The organism is Pseudomonas sp. R4-34-07 (assembly GCF_003852375.1).
Taxonomy (GTDB): domain Bacteria; phylum Pseudomonadota; class Gammaproteobacteria; order Pseudomonadales; family Pseudomonadaceae; genus Aquipseudomonas.
The window spans coordinates 4,374,980-4,396,599 of record NZ_CP027760.1 but is presented as its reverse complement, the minus strand read 5'-3'; the positions used below and the strand labels follow the sequence as shown (position 1 = coordinate 4,396,599).

At 59.2% G+C, this 21,620-nt stretch carries 21 protein-coding genes and 1 tRNA gene; 18 read left to right on the top strand and 4 right to left on the bottom strand.

Annotated features, from left to right (window positions below):
- Positions 1-8 precede the first annotated feature (8 nt).
- From C4J85_RS20190 to C4J85_RS20135, 12 genes are all read left to right on the top strand, one after another.
- A complete protein-coding gene (locus C4J85_RS20190) occupies positions 9-821 on the top strand; it encodes an ABC transporter substrate-binding protein (RefSeq protein WP_124410573.1) in 813 nt (270 codons plus the stop codon).
- Between the two features lie 9 nt (positions 822-830).
- Positions 831-1,193, top strand: a complete 363-nt coding sequence (locus C4J85_RS20185) for a DUF4398 domain-containing protein (protein WP_124410572.1) — start codon at positions 831-833, stop codon at positions 1,191-1,193.
- Positions 1,190-2,002 carry an OmpA family protein gene (locus C4J85_RS20180; protein ID WP_124410571.1) on the top strand — a complete coding sequence of 271 codons (813 nt, stop codon included), beginning with the start codon at positions 1,190-1,192 and terminating at the stop codon, positions 2,000-2,002. The genes C4J85_RS20185 and C4J85_RS20180 overlap by 4 nt, the downstream gene beginning before the upstream one ends.
- Before the next feature lie 269 nt (positions 2,003-2,271).
- Positions 2,272-3,711, top strand: a complete 1,440-nt coding sequence (locus C4J85_RS20175; protein WP_124363981.1) for a PLP-dependent aminotransferase family protein — start codon at positions 2,272-2,274, stop codon at positions 3,709-3,711.
- Positions 3,712-3,805: 94 nt separating this feature from the next.
- Positions 3,806-4,282 carry a translation initiation factor 2 gene (locus C4J85_RS20170; RefSeq protein ID WP_124367997.1) on the top strand — a complete coding sequence of 159 codons (477 nt, stop codon included), beginning with the start codon at positions 3,806-3,808 and terminating at the stop codon, positions 4,280-4,282.
- Between the two features lie 160 nt (positions 4,283-4,442).
- Positions 4,443-4,697 (top strand): YkgJ family cysteine cluster protein, encoded by a 255-nt coding sequence (locus C4J85_RS20165; protein ID WP_124410570.1) that lies wholly within the window; start codon positions 4,443-4,445, stop codon positions 4,695-4,697.
- Between the two features lie 41 nt (positions 4,698-4,738).
- Entirely contained in the window at positions 4,739-5,344 is a 606-nt protein-coding gene (locus C4J85_RS20160) for an START domain-containing protein (RefSeq protein WP_124410569.1), read from the top strand.
- A 79-nt stretch (positions 5,345-5,423) separates the two neighbouring features.
- Positions 5,424-5,684, top strand: a complete 261-nt coding sequence (locus tag C4J85_RS20155; RefSeq protein ID WP_124363977.1) for a hypothetical protein — start codon at positions 5,424-5,426, stop codon at positions 5,682-5,684.
- A 213-nt stretch (positions 5,685-5,897) separates the two neighbouring features.
- Entirely contained in the window at positions 5,898-6,239 is a 342-nt protein-coding gene (locus tag C4J85_RS20150) for a ribonuclease E inhibitor RraB (RefSeq protein WP_057721151.1), read from the top strand.
- A 443-nt stretch (positions 6,240-6,682) separates the two neighbouring features.
- Complete coding sequence (locus tag C4J85_RS20145; RefSeq protein WP_124410568.1) at positions 6,683-8,092, top strand: circularly permuted type 2 ATP-grasp protein; 1,410 nt, start codon at positions 6,683-6,685, stop codon at positions 8,090-8,092.
- A 3-nt stretch (positions 8,093-8,095) separates the two neighbouring features.
- The gene (locus C4J85_RS20140; RefSeq protein WP_124363975.1) at positions 8,096-9,046 is read left to right on the top strand and encodes an alpha-E domain-containing protein; all 951 of its coding nucleotides are present in this window, start codon (positions 8,096-8,098) and stop codon (positions 9,044-9,046) included.
- Positions 9,043-9,846 carry a transglutaminase family protein gene (locus C4J85_RS20135; protein WP_124410567.1) on the top strand — a complete coding sequence of 268 codons (804 nt, stop codon included), beginning with the start codon at positions 9,043-9,045 and terminating at the stop codon, positions 9,844-9,846. The genes C4J85_RS20140 and C4J85_RS20135 overlap by 4 nt, the downstream gene beginning before the upstream one ends.
- A gap of 213 nt (positions 9,847-10,059) precedes the next feature.
- On the opposite strand, the gene C4J85_RS20130 is transcribed toward C4J85_RS20135, so the two are convergent.
- Positions 10,060-10,866, bottom strand: coding sequence for a cytochrome c (locus C4J85_RS20130; protein WP_124410566.1), 807 nt, complete (start codon positions 10,864-10,866; stop codon positions 10,060-10,062).
- Positions 10,867-11,512: 646 nt separating this feature from the next.
- On the opposite strand from C4J85_RS20130, the gene C4J85_RS20125 reads away from it, so the two are divergent.
- The 3 genes from C4J85_RS20125 to C4J85_RS20115 all read left to right on the top strand — a co-directional run bounded on the left by C4J85_RS20125 (position 11,513) and on the right by C4J85_RS20115 (position 15,701).
- Complete coding sequence (locus C4J85_RS20125; protein WP_124410565.1) at positions 11,513-12,718, top strand: acetyl-CoA C-acetyltransferase; 1,206 nt, start codon at positions 11,513-11,515, stop codon at positions 12,716-12,718.
- 17 nt (positions 12,719-12,735) lie between these two features.
- On the top strand, positions 12,736-14,883 hold the full coding sequence (locus C4J85_RS20120; protein ID WP_124410564.1) for a 3-hydroxyacyl-CoA dehydrogenase NAD-binding domain-containing protein: 2,148 nt from the start codon (positions 12,736-12,738) through the stop codon (positions 14,881-14,883).
- Between the two features lie 86 nt (positions 14,884-14,969).
- Positions 14,970-15,701 (top strand): amidotransferase, encoded by a 732-nt coding sequence (locus C4J85_RS20115; protein ID WP_124367988.1) that lies wholly within the window; start codon positions 14,970-14,972, stop codon positions 15,699-15,701.
- On the opposite strand, the gene C4J85_RS20110 is transcribed toward C4J85_RS20115, so the two are convergent.
- The 3 genes from C4J85_RS20110 to C4J85_RS20100 all read right to left on the bottom strand — a co-directional run bounded on the left by C4J85_RS20110 (position 15,679) and on the right by C4J85_RS20100 (position 18,437).
- On the bottom strand, positions 15,679-16,650 hold the full coding sequence (locus C4J85_RS20110) for a magnesium and cobalt transport protein CorA (protein ID WP_124363969.1): 972 nt from the start codon (positions 16,648-16,650) through the stop codon (positions 15,679-15,681). The two genes, C4J85_RS20115 and C4J85_RS20110, sit on opposite strands and share 23 nt — an antisense overlap.
- 158 nt (positions 16,651-16,808) lie before the next feature.
- Positions 16,809-17,531, bottom strand: coding sequence for a 1-acyl-sn-glycerol-3-phosphate acyltransferase (locus C4J85_RS20105; protein WP_124410563.1), 723 nt, complete (start codon positions 17,529-17,531; stop codon positions 16,809-16,811).
- Between the two features lie 213 nt (positions 17,532-17,744).
- A complete protein-coding gene (locus C4J85_RS20100; RefSeq protein WP_124367986.1) occupies positions 17,745-18,437 on the bottom strand; it encodes a crotonase/enoyl-CoA hydratase family protein in 693 nt (230 codons plus the stop codon).
- A 319-nt stretch (positions 18,438-18,756) separates the two neighbouring features.
- On the opposite strand from C4J85_RS20100, the gene C4J85_RS20095 reads away from it, so the two are divergent.
- The 3 genes from C4J85_RS20095 (at position 18,757) to C4J85_RS20085 (ending at position 21,617) form a co-directional block, all read left to right on the top strand.
- A tRNA-Ser gene (locus tag C4J85_RS20095) sits at positions 18,757-18,846 on the top strand.
- 251 nt (positions 18,847-19,097) lie between these two features.
- Positions 19,098-20,681: a GGDEF domain-containing protein gene (locus C4J85_RS20090; RefSeq protein ID WP_164487870.1), complete on the top strand. Its 1,584-nt coding sequence runs from the start codon at positions 19,098-19,100 to the stop codon at positions 20,679-20,681.
- A gap of 219 nt (positions 20,682-20,900) precedes the next feature.
- Complete coding sequence (locus C4J85_RS20085; RefSeq protein WP_124411217.1) at positions 20,901-21,617, top strand: 2OG-Fe(II) oxygenase; 717 nt, start codon at positions 20,901-20,903, stop codon at positions 21,615-21,617.
- Positions 21,618-21,620: the final 3 nt, after the last annotated feature.

The following is a 21,620-nucleotide window of genomic DNA, read 5'->3' as shown; positions in this document are numbered from 1 at the left end:
ACCTCGCCATGCAATTGCGTCCTTTGATCCTGCTGGGCCTTGTGCTGCTGCCGACGTTGTCGCTGGCGGCGGGCAAATGCGAGCGCCTGGTGATCACCGGCAGCCCGGATGCACCGCCCTTGCTGTGGCGCGACCCGCAGGACCCGACCCACCTGATCGGCGCCACCGCCGATGTGTTGCAACAGGTGGCCACGGACCTCGGCCTGAAAATCGACCTGCTTTACGGCGGCAAGCGCTCCCTGGCTCTGGATGAAGTTCGCAGCGGACGCATGGATGTGCTCGCCGATGCGCCGTTGAACCTCGGCGAGTTGCAAACCCTCGACTACATACACCCGGCCTTGATGCAGATCGATTACCTGGTCTGGACGCGCAAGGACTCGTCTTTGGTCTATAGCACCGCTGCCGACTTGCAGGGCCACAAGGGGGCCGTATCGGAGCGCGCGCGCTTGAGTGCCGGGTTCGAAACTGTTGCCAGCCAGCAATTGACCCTGCAGCGTCTGCCTGGCCTGACGCCGGCGTTCCAGAAACTGTTGCTGGGGGAGGTGGACTATGTGCTCGCCAGCCGCTATTCCGGCATGGCCATGGCCCAGAGCCTGGGTATGAGCGATGACCTGGTGGCGCGCGACATACCGATCGATCAGCCCGGCCTGTACCTGGCTATTTCCCACAATTCCGCCTGCAATGATCCGTGGCTGCGCGGACAGCTGGCCAAAAAGATGACAGAATTGCCCGCGTCCGGTGTGGCGGAAACCGCGTTGCAGCGCAATCTCGAGCGCTGGAAGGCGCAATTGCAACAAGCCGTCGGCACCCCAACAAAGTAGGGATTTTCAGTGACTCTTCGACCTCTTTTCGCGGCCTTTGCCGTTGTCGCTCTGGCGGGATGCGCCACCGATCCTGCGCCGGCCGAACAAATGCGCCTGACCCAGCAAGCCCTGGAGCAAGCCAGCGCAGTCGGCGCCAATGCCGATGAATCGACCGAGCTGAAACAAGCCGAAGACAAATTTGCCAGAGCCAAGGCCGACATGGCCGACCAGTCCTACAAACACGCGCGCATGCGGGCCGAGCAGGCTGAGCTGGATGCGCGCCTGGCCGAGGCCAAGGTGCTGACCGGCAAGAGCCAGGAGCAATTGAACGTGGTCAACACCCGCATCGCCCGCCTGCGCAAGCAGTTGCAGCTGGGAGAAGCCCAATGAGCCCGACGATGCGTGGTTTGAGCGCTGTATTGCTGCTGAGCAGCGTAGCGCTGGGCGGTTGCGCCAGCCAGCCCACTGGCGAGCAGGCACTGCAACAGGCCAGCAGTGACTTTCAGCGGGTCAAGGAAGACGCCAATGTATTGCGTTTCGCGCCCAAGGATGTAATCCGCGCCGGTGAGTCCCTGGCGCGTGCCGATCGCCTGTCCAGCTACTGGGGCAGCGGCGCCGACGTGGTGCATTACGCCTACCTGAGCCAACGCTACAGTGCCATTGCCCATGAACACACCGAGCAGGGACTTAACGCCGAGCGCCTGGCCAAACTCGAGTTGGAGCGCCAACGCCTGCAACTGGCCTTGCGTGAGAGCAAGCTGGCCAGCGTGCAGCAGCAGGGCAAGTGGGTCGAACAGCAAATCGCCAGCCTGACCACCCAGACCGACCGTGGCTTGGTGATGACCCTGGGCGACGTACTCTTCGATACCGGCGAAGCCGAGCTGCAGAACTCGGCCAACCGCACGGTGTTGAAGATCGTGCAGTTCCTGCAACTGAACCCCAGGCGCACGGTGCGCATCGAGGGCTACACCGACAACACTGGTGGCGAGCACGACAACCTGACCCTGTCCCATGACCGCGCGCAATCGGTGGCGGATGTGCTGATTGACCTGGGCATCGACGAAAAACGCATTCAGGTCGAAGGGTATGGCGACAAATACCCCGTGGAGGCCAATGCGTCCGAACGTGGCCGCGCGCAGAACCGCCGCGTGGAAATTGTGTTCTCCGACGAAAAAGGCCAACTGGGCGCCGCTCGCTGAAGTCTGGCGCAACTCAAAATGTGGGAGGGGGCTTGCTCCCGATGGCAGAGTGTCAGTCACTGAAGTGTCGACTGAACCACCGCTATCGGGAGCAAGCCCCCTCCCACATTTTTCTGTATACACCTGAAAATTCTATTCACGACCCTTACAGTTTTTTCTGTCACTCCCGCCCGCGCTCGACTATTGTGGCAACTGTCCCCGTACACTTCTAAACTGTGCCGGTATGTTTCACACAAAAATAAAATACCCGTGAAATCGAGTGCTGCGTCATGACCAATCTGTTGCTCTACCAACGTATCGCCCAGCAACTGGCTGAGGATATTCGGCGTGGTGTTTATCAGCCGGGGGAGCGTGTGCCTTCGGTGCGCAAGATGAGCTCTCAGCTCAACGTGAGCCATGCCACGGTGCTGCAGGCCTACGCCAATCTGGAAGACCAGGGGCTGATCCGGGCGCGCCCGCAGTCGGGCTATTACGTGCACCAGACGCCGGCACTCACGGCGCCAACGCCGGACATCGCGCGGGTTGAACGCCCAGGGTTGGTCACCCGCAGCAGCATCATCCAGCAAGTGCTGGTCGAGTCGCGCCGTGAAGGCGTATTCCCGTTGGGCGCGGCGGTGCCGAGCGTGGATTACCTGCCGGTACGGGCGTTGCACCAGCAGTTGGCCAAGGTCACGCGCTTCCAGAGCCCGCGTGCATTCAGTTACATGTTCAGCCCCGGTTTCGAACCGCTACGCCGCCAGGTGGCGATTCGCATGCGCGATGCCGGCGTGGTGGTGGACCCGTCCGAAGTGGTGATCACCCACGGCTGCGTCGATGCATTACAGATGTCGCTGCGCGTGCTGACGCGCCCCGGTGACCTGATCGCCGCTGAGTCACCGACCTACTACGGCTTGCTGCAATTGGCCGACCTGCTGGGCCTCAAGGTCATCGAGATTCCCAGCGACCCGGCCACCGGCATGAGCCTGGAGGCCTTGCAACTGGCCGCCAACCAGTGGTCGATCAAGGCGCTGGTATTGACCACGCGCCTGAGCAACCCCTTGGGCGGCACCATGCCCGAAGAGCGGCAGAAACAGTTGCTGCGCCTGGCCTCGGATTTCGATATTCAAATTGTCGAGGATGATATCTACGGCGAGTTGATGTTCGAACTGGGCCGCACCAAGGCCCTGAAAGCCTATGACCGTCTTGACCGGGTCATCTACTGCTCGAGTTTTTCCAAGACCTTATCCCCCGGCGTGCGCATCGGCTGGATGATCGCCGGTAAGTACCAGCAGGAAATCCAGCGTTTGCAGATGTTCAGCACCCACTCTGCGTGCAGCGTCACACAGATGGGCGTTGCTGCGTACCTGGAGAACGGTGGTTACGACCGGCACCTGCGTTACATTCGCCAGGAATACCGCAAAAACCTCAGCGCTTTCCAGCTGGCGGTGCAGCAATATTTCCCCGAAGGCACTCAGATGACCCGTCCGACCGGCGGCTTCATTTTGTGGGTCAGTTTGCCGGGACGGGTCAATACCCAGGAACTGCATGTGCGTGCCCTGCAACAGGGCATCAGTATCGCGCCGGGGCTGATCTTCAGTAATACGGAACAGTTCAACCACTGTATCCGTCTCAATTGCGGCACCCCGTGGAACCGCGAGGCAGAGCGTGCGCTGATGACCCTGGGGATGCTTGCCAGCCAGTTATGCCAGGAGACGGCGGCGGGCCTTTGAGGGGCATAAAGGGGGACAAGATTGATCTCTTTGCTTGTCATGCCACGCACAACAAGCGAGCATATGGCCTTCTGCCGTTAATGCTGTTGGCGATATGACCTCTATTTTTCGCGCTGTCTGGATGGTTGGCTTGATAAGTCTATGCAACGTCGGCACTGCGCTGGCGGCCGCGCCTGTGACGGACACCAAGCCTGCTGCAAGCGTCGAACAGAAGACCGCTGCGAAAAAGCCGGCACCGCAGGCGAAGAAAAAAACCGCCAAGGTAAAGAAGCGCGCACCGATTGCGAGCAAGTCCAAGTCTGCCCACGAAGTCGCCCAGACCAAGCTGCCACCGGCACAGTTGGACCTGTCCCTGCCCTCGGACATGGTCAGGCTGCTGCAACCCATCGGCACCATGCCCAAACCCAAGAGCGTGCCGTTATTGCCGCCGATGTTCAGTGAAAAACCGTCCGACAACAGCGCGTTCCAGATCAACGGCCGCTTGCTCAGCAACGAGATGAAGCTGCAGTTGCGCAACGAAGAACGACGTGACGTGGAAGGTGCTGCGCTGGATTTTGAATTCAAGCAATAAACCCACGATCATCAGTGAGCCGCGCCACTGACCACCGGTCGTAGACTGGTCGGTCACTTCTGTTTTGTACGAAAAACCCCTGTTGGACCATTTTAAAACCGCTGTTTAAGGGCGTACTCTAGCCCGGCCATCCCATTGAGTCGTCGAGGACCTGTTGGTCATGAAATGCCGTGAAGGCTGTGGCGCTTGCTGCATTGCCCCCTCCATCAGTTCGCCCCTACCGGGAATGCCCCACGGCAAACCTGCGGGCGAACGCTGCCTGCACTTGTCGGTCGAACAGCTATGCCAACTGTTCGGCCAACCGGAGCGGCCAGCGGTGTGCAGTGATTTCAAGGCAGATATCGAAGTCTGCGGCAACGACCAGGCCGATGCGATCCGCCTGATCGGTTGGTGGGAGCAGATGACGGCGGCTTGATGGGCTTTACTATCGGAACTTCAACAACAAGGAATACAACGATGGGTTCGCTGAAACGAATGGCTGTGGTATGCGGTTTTACGATGATGTTCGCTGGCGCTGCCCAGGCTGAGGATTGGCAAGAAGCCAAGAATGAGGACGGCATCAAGGTGTCCCTGAGCGAAGTGGCCGGCTCCAAGTACAAGGCCTATCGCGGTGTGGCTCTGATCAAGGCGCCCGTGGCGAAGATCCAGGCCCTGCAGGAAGATGTCGCTGGCGCTTGCGCGTGGATCCATGAGTGCAAATCCCAGAAACTGGTCGACAAGAAAGGCGATGAGGCCTGGACCTACACCCAATTCAAGGCACCGTTCCCTGTGACGGATCGCGATTCGTATATCCATGTCACCACCACCAAGGCCGCTGACGGTAGCGTTACCCGCACGTTGCAAGGGGTGCCGACGTACAAGCCGGAAGAAAAAGGCTATGTCCGGGTCGCCCAGGTGGAAGGTTTCTGGAAGCTGGTGCCCAAAGGCGCCAACGAGACCGAAGTGACCTACCAGGTGCACACCGAGCCCGGCGGCAGCGTGCCGTCGTGGTTGGCCAACAAGTTCGTGGTAGAAGCACCGTTCAACACGCTCAAAGCGCTGAAGGAACACGCCGAGAAGTAAACGCGCCTGATCCGGTGCCTCCTGCCTTGAGTGGAACGTTTGGTGAAGCCTCAAGGTCCAGATAGATGTGAGCCCACACATGGGTTTTATCGAGGAGGCACCGATGCCGAAGTGGAACATTTCTTTCATCAATGACCGTGGCGAACCGGTAGTCGAGCAGTTTGACTGCGATCATGAGCCGACGCTGGAAGAAGCTGCACAGCTGGTGCGCGTGCGTGTGTCGCCGGTATTGGAAAAGTTGGACCTCAACGATCTTGCCGATCGTGTCCCTGATCCCACGGTCAAGAGCTTGCACGATCAAAATGGTATCAAAGACCTCAAGGTCGAACCCTGCGCCTGAATATTCCCTGTAAGCGATCCATGCACCTCTGGTAGAGGTGATAGCTTCGCGTTACTCTGCAATCGAGATCAGCGAATGAATCGCTAAGGTCTGGTCTTGTCAGCTACATGCTTGTTTTCCTGCGGTGTCGTTATTGCCGTGGTGCCCGCGCCAGCAGCGCGCGGGTTTCAGGAAGCACGGAAAGTCTATCCATCAGTCTGAGGAGGACGTTTCATGAGCACAGCCTATCAAGAAGACATCAGCACCAACGTTCTGCGCCGCATGAAAGAAGGCGGCTTTGACTTTTCACGTTTTCACCCCATCGAGTTCTACGCGATTTTCCCGGATGAAGAACGGGCGCGCAGGGCTGCGGGTCGATTTCGCGGAGAATCCCTGAACGCCCAGGTCAGCGCCCGCGACGACGGTGCCTGGTACCTGGAACTGAGCAAAATCATGTCTGCAACGTACGACGGCATAGGAGACTTCGAGCAGGACTTTGAGGCAGTGGTGGAGCCGTTGGGCGGAATTATCGAAGGCTGGGGCGTCAAGCAGGAGGTGCGTGGGTTACCCATGTAGCGTTTATGAGCAACACAGCGTATCGGCTGACCTTTTGGGTCGGCCGATTTTGTTTGGGCTCGGCAAACATGTTCGGAACTTGCACTTTCCTGCACGCAAAAAAAGCCACCCGAAAGGGTGGCTGAAGGGGAAGATCGAGGAGCCGATCACACGAGCCGGCACGTTACTGGGTGTGCAAAGGGTTTAGCTGTAGGACATGTCCTGATCAGCTGATGGGCGCGATTATCCGCAGAAGTGCGCGGGCAATGAAATCAACGCTGACTATGCTGTTGATAGTCCAACGCCGCATTGCGATGAGGCGTGTGGCAGGGCTGCTGTCATTTCGCGCACCAGGACGGTGCGAGGGGAATTCTGGGTTTATCCAATCCTTTGATTTGAAAGTGTTTATGCCGCTGGCACGGGCCTTGCGAAGGGTCTGTCGTCCGGGTGACAAGGAGTACGGCATGATCCGCACTTATTACGATGAAATGTACGATGGGGCAGGGCAGGTTCGTCCCCATTACCGCGAGTTCGCCCGTTGGCTGGCCGACACCCCTGCCGAACTGCTGGCCCAGCGTCGGCGCGAGGCCGACTTGCTGTTCCACCGTGCCGGAATCACCTTCACGCTGTATGGCGACGAGCAAGGGACGGAGCGCTTGATCCCCTTCGACACCATTCCCCGCAGCATCCCGGCGAGCGAATGGCACACGGTCGAGCGCGGCTGCATCCAGCGGGTCAAGGCGTTGAACATGTTCCTCGCCGACCTCTACCACGAACAACGCATCATCAAGGCCGGGATCATCCCCGCCGAACAGGTACTGGCCAACGAGCAATACCAGTTGGCAATGCAGGGCCTGGACCTGCACCGTGACCTGTATTCCCACGTTTCCGGGGTAGACCTCGTACGCGATGGCGACGGCACTTACTACGTGCTGGAGGACAACTTGCGTACGCCGAGCGGCGTCAGCTACATGCTTGAAGACCGCAAGATGATGATGCGCTTGTTCCCCGAGCTGTTCGCGGCCCAGCGCATCGCGCCGATTGACCATTACCCCAACCTGTTGCTCGACACCCTGAAGAGTTCCAGCCCCCTGGATAACCCCAGCGTGGTAGTGCTGACCCCTGGGCGTTTCAACAGTGCGTTCTTTGAACATGCCTTCCTCGCCCGGGAAATGGGCGTGGAGCTGGTGGAAGGCGCCGATTTGTTCGTGCGTGATGACCGCGTGTTCATGCGCACCACCGACGGCCCCAAAGCGGTGGACGTGATTTATCGCCGTCTCGACGACGCGTTTCTCGACCCGCTGGCTTTCAATCCGGCGTCCATGCTCGGCGTACCCGGCCTGCTTGCCGCCTACCGCTCGGGCAACGTGGTGCTGGCCAATGCCATCGGCACCGGGGTGGCGGATGACAAGTCTGTGTACCCATTCGTTACCGAGATGATCCGTTTTTACCTGGATGAAGAACCGATCCTGCAGAACGTTCCGACGTTTCAATGCCGTAAGCCCGATGAATTGTCCCACGTACTGGCCAACCTGCCCGAGTTGGTGGTCAAGGAAACCCAAGGCTCCGGCGGCTACGGCATGCTGGTGGGCCCGGCGTCCACCGCGGCGGAAATCGAAGCCTTCCGCGCACGCATCAAGGCCAAGCCCCACGCCTACATCGCCCAGCCAACCCTGTGTTTGTCCACCTGCCCGACGTTCGTCGAAAACGGCATTGCCCCGCGGCATATCGACCTGCGCCCGTTCGTGCTGTCGGGCAAGGAAACCCGCGTGGTGCCCGGTGGCCTGACCCGGGTGGCGCTGCGCGAAGGTTCGCTGGTGGTCAACTCGTCCCAGGGCGGCGGCACCAAAGACACCTGGGTGGTCGAGGATTGACACATGTTGAGTAGAACTGCCTCGGATTTGTATTGGATGTCGCGCTACCTGGAGCGCGCGGAAAACCTCGCGCGCATGCTCGATGTCAGTTATTCGCTGTCGCTGATGCCCCAGGACGGGCGCGGCGATGGTCTGCACGAATTGGCCATGCCGCTGTTGATCACCGGCACCCTGGAGGATTACCACGAGCGCCACGGTGAACTGCATGCCGAACGCCTGCTGCACTTTTTCGCCCTGGACGCTGCCAACCCGGCCAGCATCTACAGCTGCCTTGGCGCCGCACGGGCCAGCGCCCATGCGGTACGTGGGCGGATTACCGCCGACATGTGGGAAAACATCAACGCTACCTGGCTGGATATTCGCGATATCGCCCAACAGGGCTTGAGCCGCTACGGCATGAGCCGGTTTTGCGAATGGGTCAAGGAGCGCTCGCACCTGTTCCGCGGCGCCACCTACGGCACCATCATGCGTAACGATGCGTTTCGCTTTATCCGCTTGGGCACCTTCATCGAGCGCGCCGACAACACCCTGCGCCTGCTGGACGCGCGTTACGAAATGGCCGGCGACCAGGCTGCAACGGTGAGCGATGGCACGGCCCACGCCTACTATCAATGGAGTGCGTTGCTGCGGGCATTGTCGTCGTTCGAGGCCTATACCGAGATTTATCGGGATGCGCCGGGCGCCCGGCAAGTCGCCGAACTGTTGCTGCTGCGCGCTGATGTTCCGCGCTCGCTACGGGCCTGCAGCGAAGAGATCGACCAGATCCTCGCCAGCCTGCCGGGCCTCAACGGTCGCCCGGCCCAGCGCCTGGCCGCCGAGATGGACGCGCGTCTGCGCTTTACCGCCATCGATGAAATCCTCGAGGAAGGCCTGCACGCCTGGCTGACCGACTTTATCCCCTTGGTCCGCCAGTTGGGCGACGCCATCTACAGCTCCTACCTGGAGGCGGCATGAGACTCTCCATCAGCCACGAAACCACCTACCACTACCAAGACCAGGTGCGCGCCAGCATCCAATATCTGCGCCTGACGCCCCACGACAGCGAGCGTCAGCGTGTGCTGAGCTGGCAGCTCGATCTGCCGCGCCCCGTACGGGCGCAAGTGGACCCATTCGGCAACATCCTGCATGTGCTGACCCTGGACGAACCTCACGACGCCATCATCATCGGCGCCCGTGGCCAGGTGGATATCGACGAACTGAGTGAGGCTGAACACGAGAGCCAGTCGGCCTTTCCGTTCCTGCGCGGCACGCGCCTGACCGAGCCCGACGAAGCCCTGCGCGGTTTTGCCCAGCAACACTGCCACCAGCGTCGCGACCGCACGGCACTGATCGACCTGATGCAGGCGCTGAACCAATCGATGGCCTACACGCCGGGCGCCACGGACGTCGACACCTGCGCTGCCGAGGCCTTCGCCGGCCGCGCGGGCGTGTGCCAGGACCATACCCATGCGTTCCTGGCCTGTGCGCGCAGCCTGGGGATCCCGGCGCGGTACGTCTCAGGGTATCTGTACACCGAGGACAGCACGCACCTGGCCAGCCATGCCTGGGCCGAAGCCTGGCTGGATAACGCCTGGTACAGTTTTGACGTGACCAACCAATTGGCCCGGCCGGAGCGGCACCTGAAACTCGCCGTGGGCCTGGACTACCTGGACGCCTGCCCGGTGCGGGGCATGCGCCGTGGGGGAGGGCATGAGCAGATGCATGCCAAGGTGTTTGTCGCACCGACGCCGGTGGTTTCCGTGCAGCAGCAATAATCTTAAATACAACCCAAACCCAGTGTGGGAGGGGGCTGTGTTGTTTCAGGAGGTTTTGCAATGCGGCCTGCCGTGCGCCGGGCCGACTGACTGTACTCAATCCAAAATGTGGGAGGGGGCTTGCTCCCGATGGCGGTGTGTCAGTTACCGATAAGCTGACTGACACACTGCTATCGGGAGCAAGCCCCCTCCCACTTCTGATCTGCGCGAGCCTCAGGGCTGCTGTTTGCGCCCCGCCATATGCTGCAAATATCCCACCAGCAAATCCAGCTCATGGTCCGGCAACACACTGGCCGAGAACGCCGGCATCTTCGCCTGCGGCCAACGTCGCAGGCTCTGAGGGTCACGAATGTAACGCTTGAGAAAATCACCACCGAAATACTCGGTAGGGCTGTACGGGATATTCAAGTCCGGCCCCATCTGCGCATCGCCCGCCCCGTTTAGGCGGTGGCAGGCCAGGCAATTTTTCTGGAACACCGCGAAGCCTTGGTTGATCGGGCTATTTGCGGCCAGTTTCGGATCAGGCAGCAGCGCCGGAAAGCGCTCGGCAACGGTCTGCAGCTGCTTGATGCTGGATATCTGAAACGGCCACTGTTCCGGGCTGATATGCCCGGCCTGCGGATCGGTCCACACCAGGTAGAACGGCCCCGCACTCGGTTTGCCATCTCCCAGCGCAGGCCATGGATGGGCCGGGTCTTCCACCGCCAGCCAGGCGCGAGCGCCGGTGTTTTCCAACAGTGGCGCGACGGCGAGTTCGGCGGCAAAACCGTCGAGGGCCACCGCTTGCACATCGCTCGCAGGTTTCAGGCCCGGTAGGAGACTCGCCAAGGGCACTGCGCGGTAGGTCATGGTGCGCTTGTAGGAAACGTCATCGACGATCTGCACCGTCCGCGCATCCGGGTGCTTGAGTAGCTCCGCCGTCTGCCAAGTCTTGCTGGCGTGGTCCAGTTCGATGGTCAGTTGCGCCGCCGAAGCGGGCAGGGTCAGCAACAGCGCGAGCAAGGCGAGGATAGATTTCAAAGGGCAGGCCGTTTCGAGGGGACGGGAGAACTACGATAGCGCAAATCTGCGCGCAAAAAGACAGCCCCTGCAACAGGACGGCTATACGCAATGCCCCGGCAGGTGCTGCCAAACGCTGTAATCCCGATGCTGTGTACGCACGGAATAATTAGGTCGAGTCGTCACCCGATAACTTTGGTTAAATTGGGCAAGATCAGAATCAGTGTGGTGGCGAACAGAATAAGTCCCGCCTGACGTACTTTCGAATGTTTGAACATGGCTGACTGCCTTTTGTTGTTATTCCTGAACGTCAAATGCGTACCGGTTGATCCAGTATCGCGACCTGGCGTGAAACTTTTCTTACAACCGCTCCAGCAAAACCCGGCAGCAGCTTCTTACAGATTCAACCTTAGAGCCGTCGTTCTTCGGCGCATAGATCCATTTCATATCAGCTAAGCACTTTATCCGCTTAAAACGGCATGAGGCGTAGTGCCATCTTGGCGCCAACCCCGAGGCTAGACAGCTAAAACGATTAACCCGGGGTTTCCCGTAGTTGCCTACCGTTCGTCCGAGCGAGGGGGTCAAAAGCAATGAGCGCATCCGTCATTGAAACCGTGTCAATCGGGCTTAAGGTAGGGGCCTACACCCACCGTGGTTCGAGGCCATCATGACCCAAGCTTTGATCTTTGATGCGATACGCACGCCCCGAGGCAAAGGCAAGGCCGACGGCGCCCTGTACAGCGTCAAGCCGGTCAACCTGGTCGCCGGTTTGCTCAGGGCGCTGGCGCAACGCAGCGACCTCGACACCCGTCAGGTGGATGACATCGTGCTCGGGTGCGTCACCCCAGTGGGCGACCAGGGCGCCGATATCGCCAAGACCGCCACACTGGTAGCGGACTGGGACATCAGCGTCGCCGGCGTGCAGATCAACCGCTTCTGCGCCTCGGGCCTGGAGGCCGTCAACCTCGGGGCGATGAAAGTGCGTTCCGGCTTTGAGGACCTGGTGGTGGTCGGCGGCGTCGAGTCCATGTCCCGCGTGCCAATGGGCAGCGACGGTGGCGCCTGGGTACTCGACCCGCAAACCAACCTGCACAGCCACTTCACGCCGCAGGGCATTGGGGCCGACCTGATCGCTACCCTGGAAGGCTTCACCCGCCAGGACGTGGACACCTTTGCCCTACAGTCCCAGCAGAAAGCCGCCAGGGCACGGGCAGACGGATCCTTCAACAAGTCGCTGATCGCGGTGCAGGACCAGAACGGCATTGTGTTGCTGGACCATGACGAATTTATCCGTGGCGACTCCACCCTCGAAGGCCTCGGCAAGCTCAAGCCGAGTTTCGAAATGATCGGCCAGATGGGCTTCGACGCCACCGCGTTGCGGGTCTACAGCCAAGTGGAACGCATCCAGCATGTGCACACACCCGGCAACAGCTCCGGGATTGTCGATGGCGCTGCCTTGATGTTGATTGGCTCCGAGGCCAAAGGGCGCGAGCTCGGCTTGCAGCCGCGCGCGCGGATTGTCGCCACGGCGGTGACCAGCACCGATCCCACCATCATGCTCACCGGTCCTGCACCGGCCACGCGCAAGGCGTTGGCCAAGGCCGGCCTGCGCGTCGAGGACATCGACCTGTTCGAGGTCAATGAGGCGTTCGCTTCGGTCGTGCTCAAATTCATCAAGGACATGGGCATCGACGCCGCCCGGGTCAATGTCAATGGCGGCTCCATCGCTTTGGGCCACCCGCTGGGCGCCACCGGCTGCGCGATCCTCGGCACCTTGCTCGATGAGCTGGAAGTGCGTCAGCAGCGCTACGGCCTCGCCACCCTGTGTGTCGGCGGTGGCATGGGCATCGCCACTATCATCGAACGCCTCTGAGCCTTAGGGAAACTGTCATGACCGACGCCATTCGTTACGAAAAAGGCCAGGACCAGATTGTGGTGCTGACCCTCGCCATGCCCGGCCAAAGCGCCAACACCATGAACGCCACTTACCGTGCTGCCATGGCGGCCACCATTGCGCGCCTGGAGGCAGAAAAAGCCGACCTGGCCGGGGTGATCATTACTTCGGCCAAGAACACGTTTTTTGCCGGCGGTGACCTCAATGAGCTGATCCAGGTCGACACTGCCCACGCCAAGCAATTCTACGACGGCGTCGGCGTGCTCAAGGCGCAACTGCGCAGCCTGGAAACTCTTGGCAAACCGGTGGTGGCCGCGATCAACGGTGCGGCCCTTGGCGGTGGCTGGGAGATTTGCCTGGCCTGCCATCACCGGATCGCGCTGGACGACAAGTCGGTGCAGCTCGGCCTGCCCGAAGTCACCCTGGGCCTGTTGCCGGGCGGCGGCGGGGTGGTGCGCATGGTGCGCCTGCTGGGCCTGGAAAAAGCCCTGCCGTATCTGCTGGAAGGCAAGAAAGTGCGGCCGGCGCAGGCATTGCAGGCGGGCCTGATCGATGAAATGGCGGCAGATCGCGATGAGCTGCTGGCCAAATCCCGCGCCTGGATTCTCGCCCATCCCGAGGCCCGACAGCCGTGGGACAACAAGGGCTATCAGATTCCCGGGGGCACGCCGTCGAACCCGAAAGTCGCGCAGATGCTCGCCATCGCACCGTCGATTCTGCGCAGCAAGACCCAGGGCTGTTTCCCGGCGCCGGAGAAAATCCTTTGCGCTGCCGTGGAAGGCGCTCAAGTGGACTTCAACGCTGCGCACTTGATCGAAACCCGCTATTTCACCGAGCTGGTGACCGGGCAGGTGGCGAAAAACATGATCGGCACGTTCTGGTTTCAGCTCAATGAAATCAACGCCGGCCGTTCGCGACCACAGGGCTTTGCGCCTTTTGTGACGCGCAAGCTCGGTGTACTCGGCGCCGGCATGATGGGGGCGGGCATTGCGTATGCCAGCGCCTGTGCAGGGATCGACGTGGTGCTCAAGGACGTCACCCTCGCGGCGGCCGAAAAGGGCAAGGCCCAATCGGCCGCGTTGCTCGACAAGAACGTCAGCCGTGGCCAATTGACCGCCGAGCAGCGCGACGCCACCTTGGCGCGGATTTGCCCTACACAGGATGACGCCGACTTGGCCGGCTGTGACCTGGTGATCGAAGCGGTGTTCGAAGACCGCGAACTCAAGGCCAAGGTAGCGTCCGCCGCGCAACGCGTGGTCGGGGCCGACGCGGTGATCGCTTCCAATACCTCGACCTTGCCCATCAGCGGTTTGGCGACTGCGGTGCCGGACCCAGGCAAATTCATCGGCCTGCATTTCTTCAGCCCGGTGGACAAGATGCCCCTGGTGGAGATCATCAAGGGCGCGCACACCAGCGACGAAACCCTGGCTCGAGGTTTTGACTTCGTACTGCAAATCAAGAAAACCCCGATTGTGGTCAACGACAGCCGCGGGTTCTTCACCTCGCGGGTGTTCGCCACGTTCACCAACGAAGGCATCGCCATGCTCGGCGAAGGCGTGGCCGCGCCGATGATCGAGACCGAAGCGCGCAAGGCCGGTATGCCGGTCGGGCCACTGGCGGTGTCGGATGAAGTATCCCTGAGCCTCATGAGCCATATCCGCCAACAAACCGCCAAGGACCTGCAAGCCCAAGGCGAGGTGCCGAAGGCCCACCCGGCGACGGCGGTGATCGACCTGCTGGTCAACGAATACAAGCGCACGGGCAAGGCTGCCGGTGGCGGTTTTTATGACTATCCAGCAGGCGCCCGGAAGCACCTGTGGCCAGAACTCAAGGCGCGGTTCGAACAGCCCGGTAAACAGATTTCGCCCCAGGACGTGCGCGACCGCTTGCTGTTTATTCAAGCCATCGAAACCGTGCGTTGCGTGGAGGAGGGCGTATTGATGTCCACGGCCGACGCCAATATCGGCTCGGTCTTCGGCATTGGCTTTGCAGCCTGGAGTGGCGGTGCGTTGCAGTTTATCAACCAGTACGGCCTGAACGACTTCATCGCCCGGGCGCGCTATCTGGCCGATGCGTATGGCGAGCGGTTTGCGCCGCCGGCGCTGCTCCTGGAGAAAGCCGCACAGGGTGAAACGTTCCGCTGATCAGGGGTGCAGGGCTTGCTTTGAACAGGCGTTTCAAGGCACGCTCTGGGTGTTCAATATTCCCATCGCCGTGTCAGGTATTTTTTATGTCGCTACGCGTCTGCATCCTGGAAACCGATATCCTGCGTCCAGGCCTGATCGATCAGTACCAAGGTTACGGGCAGATGTTCAAGCGCCTGTTTGCCAAGCAACCGATTGCCGCAGAGTTTGTGGTTTACAACGTGGTGCAGGGTGAATACCCGCCGGATGACGAAGCCTTTGACGCGTACCTGATCACCGGCAGCAAAGCCGACTCGTTCGGCACCGACCCGTGGATCCAGACCCTCAAGACCTACGTGCTCCAGCGCTACGAGCGCGGCGACAAGTTATTGGGTATCTGCTTCGGCCACCAGTTGCTGGCGTTGCTGCTCGGCGGCAAGACCGAACGCGCCAGCCAAGGCTGGGGCATGGGCATTCACGACTACACCATCGATGCCAAGGCACCCTGGATGAGCCCGCAAGTGCCGGAACTGACGCTATTGATCAGCCACCAGGACCAGGTCACGACCCTGCCGGAAAATGCCACGGTCATTGCCTCGAGCGAGTTTTGCCCCATCGCGGCGTATCACATCGGTGACCAGGTGTTGTGCTTCCAGGGCCATCCGGAATTTGTTCACGACTATTCCCGCGAACTGCTTGAGATTCTTCAGACAACCCTGGGCGAAAAGGTCTACACCAACGGCGTGGCCAGCCTGGAGCGGGACCACCACGGCGCGACCGTGGCGGAATGGATGATGCGCTTTGTAGCGCACAACGTTAAAGCCAACCCGACCGTTTGAAGCTCGCCCACAGGCTGGTGCAGCCCACCGCAATCAACCCGAGCACTGCAAAATAGCCGTAGTGCCATTGCAGCTCGGGCATGTTCTGGAAATTCATCCCATAAATCCCCGCGACCGCCGTGGGGAACGCGAGGATCGCCGCCCAAGCGGCGAACTTGCGCTGCACCACGCTCTGGCGCGAGGCCTCCAGTAACACGCCGATCTCGATGGTCTGACTGGCGATATCGCGCAGGGTCGTCAGGTCTTCCATCTGCCGCGTGACGTGGATCTGCACATCACGGAAATACGGGCGCATGTTCTTGTCGATAAACGGGAAGCTCAGCTTCTGCAGTTCCTGGCTGATCTCCACCATCGGCGCCACATAGCGCTTGAGCCGCAACACGTCGCGGCGCAGGCCGTGAAGGTTCTGGATGTCGCGCTCGCTCAGGGAGCTGCACAGCACGTTGCGCTCCAGTTCATCGATCTCGGCGTGGATCGCCTCGCTGACCGGCTGGTAGTTTTCGGTGACGAAATCCAGCAAGGCATAGAGTACGAAATCTTCGCCATGCTCCAGCAACAACGGACGCGCCTCACAGCGCTGGCGTACAAAACCGTAGGAAGCTGAGTGTCCATTACGGGCGGTGATGATGTAGCCATTGCCGGCGAAGATATGAGTTTCGATAAACTCCAGCTTGCCGTTCTCCCGCACCGGTGAATAGGTGACGATAAACAGCGCGTCGCCGAAGGTTTCCAGCTTCGGGCGGCTATGCTTTTCCATGGCGTCTTCGATCGCCAGCTCGTGCAGGTTGAACTGGCGTTGCAGGTTGTTCAGCTCCTGAGCACTGGGCTCTTCCAGGCCGATCCACACAAAGTGGCCGGGTTTGGCGGCCCAGGCCGCGCCTTCGTCGAGGGTGATATCAGTGACTTTCTTTCCGGCGCTGTAGACGGCGGCCGCAACGACTCTACCCATGGTGCTGATCACTTCTTATCAGGAGGACAAATGTTGGGCAGCTTAGCCTGAATGGCGTTCCGTTGTAGCGAGGGTGATCGTTCCCACGCTCTGCGTGGTAATGCCCCCCGTGACGCTCCGCGTCGCCCTGCGCGCTCCTCAGACCACGCCGCAGGCGTTCAAGCGCTTTGCAGCTCGCGATCCATCTGCGCAATGCACTCATCCATCTGCGCCTGACACGCTTGCATCAACGCCGGAACGTCATCCGCAGTCATTCCGGTAGTAGGAATCGGCGCCAACGAGCGTATGAGTACATCCCCACTGTTCCAGCGATTAAGTCGCATATGCGTGACGTAATGACTGACACACACCTGCACGATCGGCACACCGGCCGCAATCGCCATATGGAACGCGCCTTTTTTGAACGGCAACAAACCTTTGCCCAGGTTGCGCGTGCCTTCTGGAAACACCCAGATAGACGTGTCTTCGTGTTGCAAGGTGCGGGTAACGGTGAGCATGGCCCGGCGCGCCTTGTGCGCATTGCCGCGGTCGATCAACACATTGCCGGCCAGCCAGAACAACTGGCCGAACAACGGCACCCATTTCAGGCTCTTCTTGGCGATGCATACCGTGCGGTGGGGCACCACGGTACCGAGCACAAACAGATCGTAGTTGGACTGGTGGTTGGCGATCACCACGCAAGTGCCGGGCTTGTTACGCAGGGAGTCGACATCGGCTTTCACGTTCAGGCGCAGGATCCACATCGCTGGCAGCGCGTAAAGGCGTGCGCACAGACGGCTGTTGTCCGGATTGAACGGCCGGCAGATCCCCAACAGCACGCCCAGTACACCGGCGACTATAAAGTGCAGGCCCATCAACAACATACGTAACAGAAAAAGCATCGACGGGGCTCACCGAGACAAAAGGTGGCGCAGTGTACGGATGTGCACTGTATTCGGCAATTGCCCCTGCAGAGGTAGGAGATAGGCGATGTTTAAGCGTATGTTTCAACGTGCGCCGATAACGCTTGTCTAGAGCGGCCCGGGTTATTTCGGTTTGGATTGTAAGAAAAAGCCCGACTCAAGGTCGGGCTTCGGTACAGCAAGTGTGGGACGTTAAATCAGGTTATGGCCTTGGTCCTGGATGATTGCATCATCCAACGCATCCAGCAGTGCCTTGCGCACTTTCAACTTGGTGTGTTTGTGCGCATTCATATTGATCTTCTTCAACTGCCGCGCCGCTTCCAGTGCCGCCGCGTGCAATTCTTCCGGCGCTACCACCTTGTCGAGGAAGCCCGCTTGCAGAGCGCCTTGCGGGTCAAACATCTCGGCGTTGATCACCGATCGATGAAATGCCGACTTGCGCAGACGATCCCGCGCCAGCTCGATACCGGCGTGGTGCATGGTCATGCCAATCGCCACTTCATTCAGGCCAATGCTGAACGGGCCTTCCACACCAATCCGGTAATCCGCCGACAGCAGCAGGAACGCACCTTTGGCCACCGCATGCCCAGGGCACGCCACAATCACCGGGAAAGGATGCGCCAACAGCCGACGCGCCAGCGTCGAGCCCGACGTGACCAGGCCTATGGCCTCTTTAGGGCCGGCCGTCATCACCTTCAAATCATAACCCCCCGACAGAATCCCCGGCGTGCCCGTGATCACCACCACCGCCCGATCCTTCTCCGCCTGGTCCAGCGCCGCATTGAACGCACTGACCACGGCGGGAGAAATGGCATTTACCTTGCCGTTGCTCAGGGTCAGGGTCGCGATACCGTCTTCGAGGTGGTAGGCAATCAACTCACTCATGACGCGGTTCCTTGTAGGACTTGTTATAGAAGATGCAGCAGACGTTACCCACCACGCCCGCGCGGGTAAAGCGCCGTGACTGACTGCCCAGTCAGGCTTTCGCTTAACGCCCGGCAGCAGAGCGCCTGGGGCAGGGCACCACAGCCAGCGTAGACCATCCCGAGCCATGCCCGAGATTGGCACAATCACCACCGCGCACAGGCCGTGTTCCGGCATACCCGTCTAACCGCATGAAAATTCTGAAAAAAACCTTTGCCATCAGAAAGGCTTTCGACTACATTAGCGCGCCTCGACAGACTGAACTGGTTTGACGAGATACGGTGAAGTGTCCGAGTGGCTTAAGGAGCACGCCTGGAAAGTGTGTATACAAGAAATTGTATCGAGAGTTCGAATCTCTCCTTCACCGCCACATTCTTAAATCGCAAACCCCTGATTTTCCTAGAGAAAGTCGGGGGTTTGTGGTTTTTGGCACCCGAAAAATGGGCCTATGGGACCGCCATGGGACTGGTGCGCTTTTTGGGTGCGTAAATGGTGGCTGGTTGGCCTGCTACGAGGAGTGAAGTCTAATCTGGTCGGCGGCGCTGATAGGGCCGACGCTTGTCGAGTCCATGGACTCGGGATCTGATTGCTGTGGGTAGACTCCACCTAGATTTGTGAGTTATGGAAAATTCACAGGAAGATTCAGCACTCCAAGCTAAGATGAGCTCAATGAAAACGATAACGCTCGTGTCCGGTCGATTAACACCTAAAGCCCTCTCTGTGGGCTTGATAGCGTTTATTTTCCTGGCCTGTGTCATGCTAGTGACCGCAATTGCTTGGCAGTTAAAACAATCGGCGGACGAACGACTGGCAAATGCGAAGATTGCTGCGCATAACATTGTTCGCGCTTCCGAGCAGCAAGCTCAAGACACCATACGTCAGGCTGAAAACATACTCGATAACCTTGTTGAGCGGTTTGAAAACGACGGGCTTGACGCCGAACACATGGCCCGCTTATCCAAAGTGATGGCCAGCAATGTTCAAGCAACCGACGGAATTCAAGGGTTGTTCATATACGACGAACATGGGGACTGGGTAGCGAATTCCTTTTCTTCAAAGCCGGTCACCAAGAACAATAGTGATCGATCTTATTTTATCTACCACAAGAATCATCCTGGCACGGCCGTCCGTATAGGCGAGGTGATTTTGAGCCGAACCACGGGCGATATGATCATTCCTGTAAGCCGGCGCACCGAGCACAGTGATGGCAGCTTCAGCGGCGTCGTTTTGGCAACGTTGCCAGTTGCATATTTCCAGAGTTTTTTTAACCGGTTGGATGTCGACAAACGGGGAGTAATACTTCTCGCACTCAGTAATGGCGACTTGCTTGCGCGCCGACCAATGATTGACGCGTTAATGACAACTAATATCTCAAAGGGAGACCTGTTTAGTCGGTATTTGATACACAACGACGAGGGCACAGCGACCCTCACCTCTGTCGTGGACGGGGTTGAGCGAGTCTATGCCTACAGCCGTATACAAGGCCTACCCCTGGTCACTGCAGCCGGTTTATCGTTAGATTCAGTATTCGCCACCTGGTGGACGTACGTCTATCAAGCATCGGTTATGGTGGTGCTTATAATTTTTGTGCTGACTAGCCTGGGGTTCCTTTTTTACCGGCAAATTCAACGCGTGTTGGTGGCAGAGGAAGAACTGCGTCTTGCGCATTGCGATTTAGAACATATTGCTAAGACTGATAGCCTTACCGGTTTACCTAACCGTAGGTGCTTCGACTCTACACTCGAAAAAGAATGGTCAAGAGCATGTCGCACTGGGAATAGCGTAGCGCTCATACTTATCGATATTGATTGGTTCAAGCAGTACAACGACTATTATGGTCACGTTGTCGGTGACGAATGCCTGCGGCGAATTGCAGAACTAATAGGTACAAACATAAACCGTCCAGCCGACCTCGCTGCGCGATATGGTGGGGAAGAGTTTGTAATACTGCTTCCAGAAACAGAGCTTTCAGGAGCAGTCAAGATTGCTGAAGAAGTGCGTTCAGCTATAGAGGCCGAAAAAATTGCACATCAGGGGAGTCCGGTTGGCTTTGTCACCATCAGCGCAGGTGTAAGTTCCAACCATCAGCGTGGTGTGAATACAGCGACTGATTTGCTAGCAAAGGCTGATGGTTTTCTTTATGGCGCGAAGAAAAGAGGGCGCAATCGGGTAGAACACCAGTCAGAGGACGTCTTGGAAACATGAGACATTGGGACGAGAGCTTGAGTGCACGCTGATACTTTAATCGACTGTCCATGTTGCGAGAGCGTTGCTCATTGACATAGCTGGCTCCATTCTCTCAAACGTTGAAGCCTCCTAGAAACCCATGCCGGTTCACTGGATTAATTTGATAGCAACAAACCGGAGGCTCCCATGAATTGCCTGCGGTATGTTGACAATCATGCAATCCACAAGGGAATGGCAATGGTCGATACGGCATTGGAAACAAGGCTCGCTTGCGAAAACTGGAGTGAGCATCTACATCGCGTAAACGCCAGCGGCTTTACCGTCATCGAGAACCTGCTCGACCCAGACGTCTGCCAGCGTCTTATCGATAGCTACTGCGAGCCGGACATCTTCAGGTCGTGTATCAATATGAGCAGGCACGGCTTCGGTTCAGGCCAATATAAATATTTTGCCTACCCGCTGCCGCCGATTATCGCCACATTGAGATCCTGTGTTTACCCGCAGATGGTCCCACTGGCCAACTATTGGAACACTAAACTTGGCCTCGAACCTCCCTATCCCGAACGCCACGAAGACTTTCTAAGCCAGTGCCACGACGCCCGGCAAGAGCGCCCCACACCGCTGCTGCTGCGCTACGGTGCAGGAGACTACAATTGCCTGCACCGCGACCTATATGGAGACATTCTGTTTCCCGTGCAGATGGCTATCCTCCTGTCTGAGCCCAATGACGACTTTAGCGGCGGCGAATTCGTGCTTACCGAACAGCGGCCACGGATGCAGTCCAGGGTCAACGTAGTGCCGCTGCGCAAGGGCGATGCAGTGATTTTTGCCGTCAACCGCAGGCCCGTGAAGGGGGCGCGGGGCTTCTACTCCGTATTTACGCGCCACGGCGTGAGCGAGGTCAGAGCGGGGCACCGGTTTACCCTTGGGGTAATATTCCATGATGCGCAGTGATGG

Coding starts and splice junctions, on each gene's coding strand:
- C4J85_RS20190 (WP_124410573.1), top strand. CDS start 9: ATGCAATTGCGTCCTTTGATCCTGCTGGGCCTTGTGCTGCTGCCGACG.
- C4J85_RS20180 (WP_124410571.1), top strand. CDS start 1,190: ATGAGCCCGACGATGCGTGGTTTGAGCGCTGTATTGCTGCTGAGCAGC.
- C4J85_RS20175 (WP_124363981.1), top strand. CDS start 2,272: ATGACCAATCTGTTGCTCTACCAACGTATCGCCCAGCAACTGGCTGAG.
- C4J85_RS20170 (WP_124367997.1), top strand. CDS start 3,806: ATGACCTCTATTTTTCGCGCTGTCTGGATGGTTGGCTTGATAAGTCTA.
- C4J85_RS20165 (WP_124410570.1), top strand. CDS start 4,443: ATGAAATGCCGTGAAGGCTGTGGCGCTTGCTGCATTGCCCCCTCCATC.
- C4J85_RS20160 (WP_124410569.1), top strand. CDS start 4,739: ATGGGTTCGCTGAAACGAATGGCTGTGGTATGCGGTTTTACGATGATG.
- C4J85_RS20155 (WP_124363977.1), top strand. CDS start 5,424: ATGGGTTTTATCGAGGAGGCACCGATGCCGAAGTGGAACATTTCTTTC.
- C4J85_RS20150 (WP_057721151.1), top strand. CDS start 5,898: ATGAGCACAGCCTATCAAGAAGACATCAGCACCAACGTTCTGCGCCGC.
- C4J85_RS20145 (WP_124410568.1), top strand. CDS start 6,683: ATGATCCGCACTTATTACGATGAAATGTACGATGGGGCAGGGCAGGTT.
- C4J85_RS20140 (WP_124363975.1), top strand. CDS start 8,096: ATGTTGAGTAGAACTGCCTCGGATTTGTATTGGATGTCGCGCTACCTG.
- C4J85_RS20135 (WP_124410567.1), top strand. CDS start 9,043: ATGAGACTCTCCATCAGCCACGAAACCACCTACCACTACCAAGACCAG.
- C4J85_RS20125 (WP_124410565.1), top strand. CDS start 11,513: ATGACCCAAGCTTTGATCTTTGATGCGATACGCACGCCCCGAGGCAAA.
- C4J85_RS20120 (WP_124410564.1), top strand. CDS start 12,736: ATGACCGACGCCATTCGTTACGAAAAAGGCCAGGACCAGATTGTGGTG.
- C4J85_RS20115 (WP_124367988.1), top strand. CDS start 14,970: ATGTCGCTACGCGTCTGCATCCTGGAAACCGATATCCTGCGTCCAGGC.
- C4J85_RS20110 (WP_124363969.1), bottom strand. CDS start 16,650: ATGGGTAGAGTCGTTGCGGCCGCCGTCTACAGCGCCGGAAAGAAAGTC.
- C4J85_RS20105 (WP_124410563.1), bottom strand. CDS start 17,531: ATGCTTTTTCTGTTACGTATGTTGTTGATGGGCCTGCACTTTATAGTC.
- C4J85_RS20100 (WP_124367986.1), bottom strand. CDS start 18,437: ATGAGTGAGTTGATTGCCTACCACCTCGAAGACGGTATCGCGACCCTG.
- C4J85_RS20090 (WP_164487870.1), top strand. CDS start 19,098: ATGGAAAATTCACAGGAAGATTCAGCACTCCAAGCTAAGATGAGCTCA.
- C4J85_RS20085 (WP_124411217.1), top strand. CDS start 20,901: ATGGTCGATACGGCATTGGAAACAAGGCTCGCTTGCGAAAACTGGAGT.